This window comes from Paenibacillus sp. FSL H7-0918, from assembly GCF_038007025.1.
Lineage (GTDB): Bacteria > Bacillota > Bacilli > Paenibacillales > Paenibacillaceae > Paenibacillus_AQ > Paenibacillus_AQ odorifer.
The window spans coordinates 494,627-507,419 of sequence record NZ_JBBOWJ010000004.1 but is presented as its reverse complement, the minus strand read 5'-3'; the positions used below and the strand labels follow the sequence as shown (position 1 = coordinate 507,419).

Here is a 12,793-nt window from a genome sequence, read left to right as displayed (position 1 = left end):
TAACCCGTACTCGAATAGTTAAGCGACAAATTGTAGCTGAAAAGGTTGTTGATCTTGTTTCAACAACCTTTTCTATTCCTCACTGGGTTCAGAAATATCGTGTTTGAATAAAGAAGGAGAAAGGAAGAATATCATGCAGGAAGTCACCGCACAGCCCAGCTCAGCTCCTCAAATGAATCCTAAGCCTGAAATTTATAAAAGCAGCAGCGAACTGAAAAAGCGGCTGTGGAGAAATAAATGGCTCTACGTCATGCTAACTCCGGGAGTACTGTATTTTTTGATTTTTAAATATCTTCCAATGTACGGATTAATTATCTCATTTCAGGATTACAAACCCTATCAAGGGATCAACGGTAGTGACTGGGTAGGGATGAAGCATTTCAGCAGGTTGTTCACAGAGCCGGATTTCTTAAATATATTAGTGAACACACTTATTCTTTTCGGATTAAATATTCTTATCTATTTCCCGATGCCGATTATTCTTGCCCTGATGTTAAATGAACTTCAAGGCAGCTTTTTCAAAAGAACCTTTCAGACGATCTTCTATTTGCCCCATTTTCTGTCATTGGTTATCATCGTCTCCATTTCTTATGTAATGGTCACGATGGATGGAGGGATTATCAACGAGCTGCTTGTCTATTTTGGCTTTGAACCAATCAATTTCCTGCTTAATCCAGGGTGGTTCAGGCCCATGTATATTATTCAGGTGATTTGGAGAGAAGCAGGTTGGGGAACGATTATTTATCTAGCTTCCATAGCTGCGATTGACCCAGGGCTTTATGAAGCATCGCGTATGGACGGAGCTGGAAGACTTAGACAAGTCTGGCATATCACTCTTCCAGCGATTAGAGGCGTAATTATTACATTATTTATTCTGAAAATTGGTTCCGTTCTTGATCTTGGATTTGAACATGTATATCTGCTACTTAACTCCATGAATCGAGAAGTTGCGGAAATTATCGATACGTATGTATATACTGCTGGTTTGAGACAGGGCCAGTTTAGTTACAGTACAGCTATTGGATTCTTTAAATCGATTGTAGGCTTTGTAATGGTGATGATGGTGAATAAATTATCCAAGAAAATGGGAGAAGAAGGCGTTTATTGATATTTTGTGGGAGGAATCGAAATGGTAGAAGATAAAACAATCAGTGGTAGAATCTTTTCTGCTATAAACTTTACGCTGCTTGCGATCATTGCTTTAATTACTGTGCTTCCCCTTGTTCACGTTGTAGCAGGCTCTTTCACAACGAGTGCAGAACTAGCTTCTAGCAAATTTGTACTGATTCCAAAGGTATGGAGTCTGGAAGCGTACAAGTTCATCTTTTCGACGAATACAATATTTAAAGCCATGGGTGTTTCCATTGGTGTCACGGCAATTGGTTCTATTTTTAGTTTGTTTATAACTTCTTTGATGGCCTACGCTCTTACCAGAAAAGATCTGGATGGTCGTAAAGTGGTTAACTTCATGGTTGTGTTCACCATGCTTTTTCATGGTGGGATGATTCCAACGTTCCTCGTGGTGAAGGAATTAGGACTAATTGACACGTACGCCTCACTGATTCTACCGTCAGCGATTAGTGCCTTTAATATGATCATTTTGAGAAACTTTTTCCAAAATATACCTGAAGGTTTGGAGGAATCGGCCAAAATTGATGGTTGTAATGATTTTGGAATATTATTTCGGATTGTATTGCCACTATCCTTACCTGCGTTAGCGACTATCGGATTGTTCTATGCGGTAACGTATTGGAATACCTACATGAATGCGATTCTGTATTTGAATGATAGTGCGAAATGGCCAATACAGGTTCTGCTCAGACAAATTGTCGTCCTTGCCAGCGGTATGGATCACAGCGCTACACTGGATGCTGCTGTTCCACCGCCAGATCAATCAATTAAAATGGCTGTTATCGTTGTAGCTACCTTACCAATAGTTTGTGTGTATCCGTTCCTGCAAAAGCATTTTGCCAAAGGTGCCATGTTGGGTTCTATGAAGGGCTAGCAAGAAAGAGAGAGACTATACTTAGGGGAGGAGCTTCGAGATGACTGTACAGATACCTACAACGCCGATAGAGTGGGCAAAAAAAGCTTGCGATTCACTAATGGATACTTACAGGGCGGGAGAGCTTCCCCCCGTGCATCGATGGCACTATCATCAGGGTGTATTTCTGTGTGGCATGGAGCTTTTGTGGAATGCTTATCAAGAAGACCGTTATATCAACTATATTCAGGAATATGTAGATGATTTGGTGGATGAATACGGGAACTTTTATTTTGCACGTGATGAGCTGGATGCGGTTCAAGCAGGACAGCTACTATTCACTCTTTATGAACGGACAGGCAAACTAAAGTATCGTATTGCAGCAGAGAAGCTAAGGAATTTACTGCTCACACTAAATAAAACCTCTGAGGGCGGGTATTGGCACAAGGATAAGTACGCCAACCAAATGTGGTTGGATGGACTTTATATGGCAGGCGTATTCTCCTTGAAATATGCGAATGTCTACGATGAACCAAGCTTGCGTGAAACGGTCCTTCATCAGGAAATGTTAATGCGCAAGCATATGAAGGATGAGACAACGGGTTTGTTATACCATGCCTGGGATGAGAGCCGGCGGATGCCTTGGTCGAATCCGGAGACGGGTTGTTCACCGGAGTTCTGGAGCCGATCATTAGGATGGTATGGTCTCGCCTTATCGCAATTTCTGGATCTGTTACCTTCCCATGATTCAGCCCGGACAGAGCTTTCTACTACGCTGAGAGATTTTGTGGATGCACTTATTCGTTACCAAGATCAAAAAAGTGGACTTTGGTATCAAGTCGTAGATAAGGGACATGAGCCAGATAATTGGCTGGAGACTTCAGGGTCATGTTTGTTCGTCTATACGATTGCCAAAGCCGTGAAGCATGGCGTTGTAAGTGATGTGACTATCGCTACAGCTGCCGCTAAAAAAGGATATGAAGGGTTAACCAAAGTAATCCAGTGGGATGAGCATAACCGATTAGTTCTGCCGGACATTTGTATCGGTACCTCAGCTGGAGATTACGAGAGTTACGTGACTCGGCCTAAGGTTAAAAATGATCTGCATGGTGTGGGCGCATTGGTGATGGCTTGTGTTGAAATACAGTCAATGCTTCAAGAGTGAATCGCTCCGTATCCTTACTAAACAATGACTTGATTCTCTGAGATTTCGGAGAATCAAGTCGTATTATTTTATGTGCAAAGAATCCTTAAATCGGCTGAACCTATTTTTAGTTTTTGAGCTCTTAAATTTATAAATATTTTGGGGGTTGGGATGAAGAAATCACAGTGGGCAATTCAAACGGCAGACTCTATTATGGCGCGGACACCGAAGCTTTATGAAGATAAAGGCTACAAAGGAAGCTGGACCTACGATTATGGCGTGGTATTGAACGGTTTTGAATGGCTTTGGAAGCAGACCGGTGATTCGAAGTATCTGCAGTTCATTCAAGATAATATGGACTACTTTATTCAGGAAGATGGCAGTGTCAAGGGCTACCACCTAGAGGAGTATAATATCGATCATATTAACAACGGAAAATTATTATTGACTCTATATAAAGAAACGAAGCAAGAAAAATACAAAAAAGCGGCTGCTTTACTTAGAAAGCAACTTGAGACCCATCCGCGAACCTCGGAAGGTGCTTTTTGGCATAAAAATATATATCCCTATCAGATTTGGTTAGATGGACTTTATATGGGCGCTCCTTTTTATTTAGCCTACTTGCTAGCTTTTGAAGAAGGGCAGGGACTTGAGGATGTAACCAAACAATTTATCTTGTGTGAGAAGCATACGAAAGATCCGGTAACAGGTCTGCTATATCATGCATGGGATGAGCAGCGTATTCAACCTTGGTGCGACCCTGAAACAGGACTTTCGCCTAACTTTTGGGCCCGTTCACTTGGCTGGTATCTCATGGCTTTAGTTGATGTTCTGGAATTGCTGCCTAGTGAGCACTCAGATTATCCAGAGCTGGTACGAATACTAAATGATACCTTAACTGCGGTGAAGACATATCAGGATAAGGAATCCGGGGTCTGGTATCAAGTGATGAATCTAGGGGAACGCAAAGGAAATTATCTTGAGGCCTCTGCTTCAAGTATGATCGTGTATGCCATGGCTAAAGGTATCCGATTAGGCGTGTTAAACGCTGGATGGTACGAAACATTAGATCTGGCTCAACAAGGACTTATCTCGGAGTTTGTACTAGAAACCAAAGAAGAATGGGTCAATTTAAATAAGAATTGCCAAGTAGCCGGATTAGGTGGAGTGGACCAACGTGACGGTACTTTCGCTTATTACATTAGCGAGCCTATTGTCACTAACGACCAAAAAGGTGTGGGTGCTTTCCTACAGGCTTGTGTGGAATATGAACAATTAAGAGGCTGGATCTGATATAGAACAGGGGGGATATGAATGTTGATCTACAATATTGAGGATTTTGGAGCGCTTAAGAATAGTAAAAAGTTAGCGACGGAAGCGATAACGCGTGCGATTGAAGCGGCAAATAAAGCCGGTGGAGGAACCGTTTATGTACCGGCTGGTACGTTCTTAACCGGTGCAATTCATATGAAAAGCAATATCGAATTGAATTTAAATCCTGGTGCCATTCTTTCATTCAGTACGAACCCGGAGGATTACCCTGCAGTGGAATGCAGATGGGAAGGAGTGAAGCAGCAGGTTCATTCACCTTGTATTTATGGAAGAGAGTTAGTTAATGTATCAATCACTGGCAGCGGAATGATTAACGGAAATGGTGAACTCTGGTGGGAGAAGTTTCGGAACCGCCGGGAAGAGCTGCAGTATCCCCGGCCGACTCTAATCGGCTTGGACAGCTGTCAGCGGGTAACCCTTAAAGATATCGCGCTGGTCAATTCTCCAAGCTGGACCGTTAATCCGATAGGCTGTTACAATGTGACTATTGATAATATTTCCATTCTGAACCCGGCCGACTCTCCGAATACAGATGGCATTAATCCAGAGTCTTGCACCAATGTGCGAATTAGCAATTGCAATATTGATGTCGGTGATGACTGCATTGCGATCAAGGCAGGAACTGAGGACACCAAAGAACGAGTTCCTTGTGAGAATATCACGATCACCAACTGCACTATGGTACATGGACACGGGGGTGTCGTACTCGGTAGTGAAATGAGTGGAGATATTCGTAATGTCACGATTAGTAATTGTGTGTTTAAACAAACCGATCGTGGAATCCGGATGAAATCAAGACGGGGACGCGGGGGAACGATTGAAGATATTCGGATCAGCAATATTGTAATGGAGGATGTTATTTGTCCGTTTACTCTAAATCTATATTATTTCTGTGGACCACGCGGGAAAGAAAAATATGTGTGGGATAAAAATCCTTATCCGATTACAGAGGAAACGCCGTGTTTTAGACGCATTCATTTTGCCAATATTACCGCACGTAATGTTCATGCCGCAGCGGGTTTCTTATACGGGCTTGCCGAGCAGTATGTATCCGAGATTACGTTTACCAATGTGGACATCTCCATGGCGAAGAATGCAATTCCCGGCCATCCAGACATGATGACAGGGATTGAAAACATGAATAATCGCGGATTTTTCCTCGGGAATGCAAGAGATATTCAATTTCATCAGGTGACGATTGAGAACCATGAAGGGCCTGCTTTTTACATTGAAAATGGAGAAGCTGTAGAGATCATAAATTGTCGATCAAAAAACACGAAGAAGCCGGAAAAATTAGTAGAACAAGCTACAGTGTCACCTGAAGAACAGAATGTCAGTCCATAAGAGAGAGTCATCAATTTATTGAGAGGAAAAGAATCCACTATGCTTGTTGTAGGAAAAGAATCCTTTTGCGCTTATCACACGATTCAAGAGGCGATAGATTCACTAGAGCAGGGGCCATCCGGTCAAGCGGATACGCTTTATATTTTGTCAGGGGTCTATAAAGAGGCAGTGCGGATTTATCGTTCTAATCTTACGATCATAGGGATTGGCTACGTGGAGATTGTTATGAATCGTTACGCGAAAGAGCGTGATGAAGCGGGCGAAGAAATCAATACATTCTCTACACCAACGTTATTTCTGGGCGGGAGCCATCTGGTCTTGGAGAATCTGGTGATTACCAATAATGCAGGGCAGGGTGAAAATATCGGGCAGGCCGTAGCTGTGTATGCTAATTGTGATCAAACCGTATTCAGAAATTGTACTTTAAAAGGGTATCAGGACACGTTGTTCACGGGACCTTTGCCACCTGCACCCAAAGAGCGATCTACGTTTGGAGGTATACCACTGAGAGAACACCATGCCCAATATCGGCAGTTGTATCAGCATTGCTATATAGAGGGAACAGTGGACTTTATATTTGGTGGGGCTACAGCATATTTTGACAGATGTGAAATTCGCAGCTTGTGTCATAGTGAGAATCAAGCAGGTTATATTACGGCTGCCTCCACACCTGAGGGACAATCGTATGGTTATATTTTTAAAAATTGCTTTTTAACAGCAGCTCCTGATATTGCTCCGGTGTTTCTGGGCCGTCCATGGCGTGAGTATGCTAAAACCGTATTTGTAGATTGCCAGTTGGGTGCACATATTCATCCACTTGGCTGGGATAACTGGGACAACACCGCTAATGAACAAACCGTTAGTTATCAGGAATATGGCGTGAAGGATGCAATTCTCTTGAGTAAGCAACGTGTGTCTTGGGCAGATTGCTTTGAAGATGGCGACGAGACGCTGGATAAAGAGTTTGTTTTTGCTGGAACGGATTTTTGGAAATAGATACTTTAATTAATGCGTACACAAATAAAAAACGGTAGTCTAGACAGAAGCATAAAGTCTTAGACTGCCGTTTTATTTATGTGTTGTATCACTTTATTTTTAATATGATCTTTCCTTTAGCTCTGCCCGATTCGGAATACTCCATCGCTTTCTGCGCCTCTACAAAAGGAAACACTTGATCAATAACAGGTTTTATTTGTCCGGATTCAATAAGCTCTGAAATGATTTCTAATTGACTGCCACTTGGTTTCATGAACAGAAAGCTGTATTTAACCTTGTACTTTGCCTCTAATTTACTCAGCTTCCGGGTAATCAAGCGAAAAATATTAGTTTTTATGAACCCAGCTCCATACTCTTTTCCGAAGCGTGCATTAGGCAACCCTGAAACCGATACAATTTGTCCTCCCTGTTTGACTGTTTTAAAAGCTTTTTCTAATGTTTCACCGCCAATGGTATCGAATACTCCATCATAATTTTGTGAAATCTTATCAAATGCTTCGGTTTTATAATTGATAATTTGATCGGCTCCAAGTGACTTGACCAATTCTGCTCCAGCATCGCTTGTAGTAGTAGCCACGTATATCCCCATCGCTTTGGCAAGTTGGATAGCAAAGGTGCCAACACCGCCCGCTCCCGCTTGAATCAATACCTTTTGTCCTGCCGTTAGCTGTAATATATCATGTAATGCTTGATAAGAAGTAAGCCCGACTAATGGGATGGATGCAGCTTCCTCAAAGGAAAGATTGTGAGGTTTGAGAGCTATATCCTCTTCATGTACGGAGATATATTCTGCGAAGGTTCCAATTCTATCTTTTCTGGGCCGTCCGTAAATCTCATCACCTATCTTGAATTTTTTAACATTCTTTCCTACTTGGATGACAATCCCTGAAAAATCATTTCCTAAAACTAGGGGCATGTTGTATTTCAACAGCGTACGTACTTTGCCATCCCGCACTTTGAAATCGATAGGATTAATACTTGCTGCGTGGATCTCTGCCAATACATCGTAATCACCCACTGCGGGTGTTGGGATATCGGCTAGTTGAAGAGGGGAATTCCCGTATTTTTTTATGATCATTGCTTTCATCCTAAAAACTCCAATTCATTAATTATTCATTTTTGCTGATCCAGAAAAATAACTCATCTCAACAGGGGAGATGTTTTTTGATTTCGATTGGTCCTCGCTTTTATCTGAGCAGTCTCGGCGATATTTCCCTTGTTCCAGCTTCATATCAATAAAATCGACAACCTGCTGCAGCGAGGAGATTTGGCTGACGATGTTTTCTCGATGGTTTCTTAAATGCTCCACCAGTTCAGGATAATCCGCGGGATCAGCGTCGGCGGAGACCGCCAAAAATGGCTGCATTTCCTGCAAGGGCATGCCTGTTTTCTTGAGGCAGGATAGCAGCAGGATTGTATCTATGTCTTCCTGCCGGTAAACGCGATGCCCGTTGTCCTTCCGGTCTGCCCGGGGAAGCAGCGCGATCTTTTCGTAATAGCGGATCGTATCCTCGGATATTCCGGTTTGCACGGCGGTTTCTTTTATCGTAAACGTTTGCTCTGCCTTCATACTGTACCTCCTGGAGATTGCTTTGTGTGTGCATTATACAACTTGGAGCTGACTCCAAGTCAAGACCTTATCTCTGGGACAAAATCTTTTTATTACGCCTTGACTTGGAGTCGACTCCAATTAATAAAATGTGCGTTATAAGAAGAAGATATCCCGAATTCAGGAGGAGATTTACAATGAGCACACAGCAACGTGAAAATATCGCATTGATTACAGGCGCTAACGCCGGGATTGGATTGGAATTAACTCGAAAATTGCTAGCGGAGGATTGGCAGGTGGTTGCTTTGAACCGTTCCGGTTTTCCAGCCGATGATGTGAACATCCAAAAAGCCATCAAAAACGGCTGGCTTCGTATTTATAAAACAACCGATCTCGCGGATTTTGCCAGCTTGAGAGGGACACTGGAAGAGATCAAAGGCAAGGAGCAGCGGATCGATATTTTGTTCAACAATGCCGGCGGGAGCTTCCCTGAACTGAGCTATTCGACACAGGGGCGCGAAAAGCACTATGAGTTGATGACCATTGTGCCGTATATTATTTTAATGGAATTGAAGGATAGCCTACAAAAAGGACGCTTAAAAACGGTGATCAACACCTCATCCTCCGCGCTTAAGTTTACGAAAGAGTTTACGATTGAAATCCTGGAGCGTCCCACCACCTTCCGCAAGCTGCTTGGTCCTTACGCCACCTCAAAGCTGGCATTATCGTTATGGACACAGGCCGCTGCGCCGCAGCTTGCTAATGAGGGCATCATGATTCGCAGTGTTGATCCGGGTAGCAATAACACGCTGCGAAAAGGAAAAAATTCTGGACTGCCTCTAATAGTTAAACCGTTGATGAAGCTGTTTTTCTCTCCGCCTACCCACGGCGCCGACCAATTGTATGAGGGTGCTCTGGGAGAACACCGTGGGGAGACGGGGGTATTTCTTCGGAAAGGCCAGGTTGCGGATTTGAAATTTAAGGATCAAGCCCGGAATGTTTTGGAAAGGATTAATGATATTTACGAAAATGAGTATCTTCGTTAATAATCAGATCTTTAGTTGTCTCTAATTATTTTTTGTAATTCCTCCAAACGTATGAGATAATAGAGTTTTTCCGTTGATTCTATTTTTCATGGCATGGTAGAGATGCCTGATCAAATATTGGAGGTAGGCTTGTTGGCGAAACAGTATCCTTTTGAATATGATCGGACCAAACCTTTTATGGAGCAAGTAGGGGAATGGGTCGGAGATGTATTCTATGAAATTCTTCCTGAGGCTGGATTTGAAGTACGTGATGAACAGATATACATGGCCTTTCAGGTAGAGCGGGCTTTTGCCGAGAAAAAGACGATTTTTGCTGAGGCAGGGGTCGGAACAGGCAAGACATTAGTGTATTTGTTGTATAGCATTTGTTACGCGCGTTATATGGGCAAACCTGCGATTATTGCATGTGCGGACGAGTCCTTGATTGAGCAGCTTGTGAAACCGGAAGGCGATATCGCCAAGCTTGCGAAGCATCTGAACATGAATATTGATGCTAGACTAGCGAAATCTCCGGATAAATATATGTGTCTGAAAAAGCTGGATCAGGCTCGGAACCATGATGATGAAAGCTTACCACTGGAGAGCTTGTACAGTACATTACCTGATTTTGTACATTCACATGCACCGATGCAGCAATTCCATGCTTATGGAGACCGCAGAGATTACCCTGATCTGAATGACGAACAATGGAACAAGATTAACTGGGATACGTTTCAGGACTGCTTTACTTGCGATATGCGTCACCGCTGCGGGCAGACCTTGTCCCGTGATCATTACCGGAAATCAAGTGATCTGATCATTTGTTCCCACGATTATTACATGGAGCATATTTGGACCTATGAAGCGCGTAAGCGGGAAGGGCAAATCCCTTTGCTTCCGGATCACTGTGCGGTTGTTTTCGATGAAGGACATTTATTAGAATCAGCGGCCATGAAGGCGCTTGGCTATAAGATGAAGCATGTCGTCTTTGAAGAATTGATTTCTCGCCTGCTACAGAATGAAATCCGTGAAACGCTGGCGGTTCTGATTGATGAAGCGATCATGCAAAGTGAGCAAATGTTCAAAGCGATTCGCCGTCAATGCCGAAACATACCGGGATCAGATCGGAAAAGCATTGCGCTGAATGCTTCATTGATTCGTGAGGTACACCGGATGCGGAGTGTAATTGCTGCTATCGAAGAAGAATTAGTATTCGAGAGCGGACTCTACACGATTGATGAATACCAACTGCGAATTGTGGAGGAACGTTTGGAGACCATAGAGATCGCTTTGCGATTGTTTGAGGATTCAGGGGCTCTAATCTGCTGGGCGACAGAAGAAAGCGATGGTCTAACGCTGTCGGTCATGCCACGAAATGTCAAAGAGGTACTTCAAGACAGCCTGTTCACGCAAAAAATGCCAATCGTATTCTCATCGGCTACATTGTCTGTGGATAAATCATTCCAATACTTGAAGGACAGTCTTGGGATACAAGATTTTTTATCCTTCTCTGTAGACTCACCTTATGACTATGAGCACCAGATGAATGTCTATGTGCCAGAGCTTCAGAGTGGGGATTTTGCTGAGAAAATGGAAATTTCCCTGAAGCTTATTCAGCGGACTGAAGGTAGAGCGCTGCTACTGTTCCGTACTCGTGAAGAGCTTCTGCAATTCAAGCAGCTTAACTCATTACGACCGGAAAGCAGTTCATATTCATTTTTATATGAAGGGGATCAAGAAATCAGCTATTTGATTTCGGCGTTCCAACGGGATGAGCATAGCGTGTTATGTGCGGTCACCTTATGGGAGGGGCTAGACATCCCTGGACCTTCATTATCTAATGTGATCATATGGTCGCTGCCGTATCCTCCGCTTGATCCAGTGTTTATGGCAAAACGGGCGGAAACCTCCACTCCCTTTGAAGATGTGGATTTGCCTTACATGCTGTTAAGACTCAAACAAGGGATGGGGCGGCTGATTCGAACCGGTACAGATCAAGGAATTGTAACTGTACTTGCGGAAGAGGAAGGGCAACATCCGGTACACGAATATATAACTTCTGTACTTCCAAAAGGGACTCGACTACAGAAGCTGGAAGCTTAAATATCACTAACGATTATAATTGCTCCTTTGGTGAGGCAGATGCTACGGCATTTATGTTTCACGCGAAGGAGCTTTTTTGTCTAAAATTAAGCATAAGTATTCCTAATCTTACGGATAGGATATTGGTATTTAACTTCCGGGCGGTGTCGTATTATTGTTGAGTCATGGGATGTATTTATACAGCATCATCTAGAGATTCATCAAGGAGTGTATACGACATGGGTCAATCAGAAGGTTTGTATCAACCAGATCACAACAAAAAGGTTGGGTTTGCATTAGGGATAGGGCTAACCTTAGTTATCGCATTATTGGCAAAATTTTTAGCGGGTTTTCCATTCCTATCTATTATGGGGCAATTGGTCATTGCCATCTTAATCGGGATTATTTGGCGAGCTACGATAGGAGTGCCAAATAGCATCACACATGGCACCGATTTTTCCAGTAAAAAACTGCTTCGTCTTGGGATTATCTTGCTCGGTATGCGGCTTAATCTAAAGGATATCGTTGCGGCAGGACCTCGGGTATTTCTTTTGGCAGTCATCGTCATTATATTTGCGATCTCCGTTGTATACGGACTGGCTCGACTGTTCAAAGTAGATAAGCGCCTCAGTATCTTAACTGCCTGCGGAACTGCGATTTGCGGTGCGGCAGCTGTGGTTGCCATCGCTCCACAGATAAAAGCCAAAGATGACGAAACTGCTATTGGTGCAGCTATAGTAGCTATATTAGGCACAATATTTACACTGCTGTACACATTTTTATATCCTTTTCTCGGCTTATCAGATTTAGGTTATGGGGTATTCTCAGGAGCGACTTTACATGAAATTGCTCACGTTATCGCGGCTGCGGATGCTGGTGGAAATGCTGCCGTTGATATGGCGGTCATCGTTAAATTGACCCGGGTGGCTTTACTTGTGCCGGTGGCTATTTTAATTGGGATTTGGTCCAATCGTGAAGAAAGAAAAGTGCAAGGTGGAGCGGCTAAAGCTTCGTGGAAAAGCATTCCAATCCCTTGGTTTATTCTAGGATTTTTAGTTGTCAGTGGTGTGAATTCGTTAGGAATCGTCTCCGCATCAGTAGCCAATGGGATCGTTACGATTACTTATATGTTAATCGCTATGGCGATGGCAGGGCTTGGATTAAACGTTGATTTGGCGGCATTTAGACGGCTTGGAATGAAGTCTTTTGCTGCGGGACTTATAGGTTCGGTTATGTTATCTTTAGTTGGATTTATGTTAGTTCACTTACTTGCGCTAGCGTAGTTAGCATGTACACCCTGAGTATGAAATGAGTTACTTCATATCCAAACAGCATCC

The 12,793-nt window shown here is 43.2% G+C and carries 11 protein-coding genes; 9 read left to right on the top strand and 2 right to left on the bottom strand.

The genetic code is table 11. The annotated features are described in order from the left end of the window. The first annotated feature begins 133 nt into the window (after nucleotides 1-133). The 6 genes from MHI15_RS27265 (at nucleotide 134) to MHI15_RS27240 (ending at nucleotide 6,800) form a co-directional block, all read left to right on the top strand. Nucleotides 134-1,108 carry an ABC transporter permease gene (locus tag MHI15_RS27265; protein WP_036679252.1) on the top strand — a complete coding sequence of 325 codons (975 nt, stop codon included), beginning with the start codon at nucleotides 134-136 and terminating at the stop codon, nucleotides 1,106-1,108. A 21-nt stretch (nucleotides 1,109-1,129) separates the two neighbouring features. Next, entirely contained in the window at nucleotides 1,130-2,005 is an 876-nt protein-coding gene (locus MHI15_RS27260) for a carbohydrate ABC transporter permease (protein ID WP_036679255.1), read from the top strand. Nucleotides 2,006-2,045: 40 nt separating this feature from the next. Next, nucleotides 2,046-3,149 carry a glycoside hydrolase family 88/105 protein gene (locus tag MHI15_RS27255; protein ID WP_341165122.1) on the top strand — a complete coding sequence of 368 codons (1,104 nt, stop codon included), beginning with the start codon at nucleotides 2,046-2,048 and terminating at the stop codon, nucleotides 3,147-3,149. 150 nt (nucleotides 3,150-3,299) lie between these two features. Continuing rightward, nucleotides 3,300-4,421 (top strand): glycoside hydrolase family 88/105 protein, encoded by a 1,122-nt coding sequence (locus MHI15_RS27250; protein WP_076218531.1) that lies wholly within the window; start codon nucleotides 3,300-3,302, stop codon nucleotides 4,419-4,421. A 21-nt stretch (nucleotides 4,422-4,442) separates the two neighbouring features. Continuing rightward, complete coding sequence (locus MHI15_RS27245) at nucleotides 4,443-5,804, top strand: glycoside hydrolase family 28 protein (RefSeq protein ID WP_339190406.1); 1,362 nt, start codon at nucleotides 4,443-4,445, stop codon at nucleotides 5,802-5,804. Nucleotides 5,805-5,843: 39 nt separating this feature from the next. Then, entirely contained in the window at nucleotides 5,844-6,800 is a 957-nt protein-coding gene (locus MHI15_RS27240; protein ID WP_076218533.1) for a pectinesterase family protein, read from the top strand. Nucleotides 6,801-6,888: 88 nt separating this feature from the next. On the opposite strand, the gene MHI15_RS27235 is transcribed toward MHI15_RS27240, so the two are convergent. Further along, complete coding sequence (locus MHI15_RS27235) at nucleotides 6,889-7,887, bottom strand: NADP-dependent oxidoreductase (RefSeq protein ID WP_076191243.1); 999 nt, start codon at nucleotides 7,885-7,887, stop codon at nucleotides 6,889-6,891. A gap of 18 nt (nucleotides 7,888-7,905) precedes the next feature. Beyond that, nucleotides 7,906-8,370, bottom strand: coding sequence for a MerR family transcriptional regulator (locus MHI15_RS27230; RefSeq protein ID WP_341165121.1), 465 nt, complete (start codon nucleotides 8,368-8,370; stop codon nucleotides 7,906-7,908). A gap of 176 nt (nucleotides 8,371-8,546) precedes the next feature. Between MHI15_RS27230 and MHI15_RS27225 the strand changes: the two genes are divergently transcribed. From MHI15_RS27225 to MHI15_RS27215, 3 genes are all read left to right on the top strand, one after another. Next, a complete protein-coding gene (locus MHI15_RS27225; protein WP_076278600.1) occupies nucleotides 8,547-9,395 on the top strand; it encodes an SDR family NAD(P)-dependent oxidoreductase in 849 nt (282 codons plus the stop codon). Between the two features lie 177 nt (nucleotides 9,396-9,572). Continuing rightward, nucleotides 9,573-11,477, top strand: a complete 1,905-nt coding sequence (locus MHI15_RS27220) for an ATP-dependent DNA helicase (RefSeq protein ID WP_370510779.1) — start codon at nucleotides 9,573-9,575, stop codon at nucleotides 11,475-11,477. 218 nt (nucleotides 11,478-11,695) lie between these two features. After that, nucleotides 11,696-12,739 (top strand): YeiH family protein, encoded by a 1,044-nt coding sequence (locus MHI15_RS27215; protein WP_341165120.1) that lies wholly within the window; start codon nucleotides 11,696-11,698, stop codon nucleotides 12,737-12,739. Nucleotides 12,740-12,793: the final 54 nt, after the last annotated feature.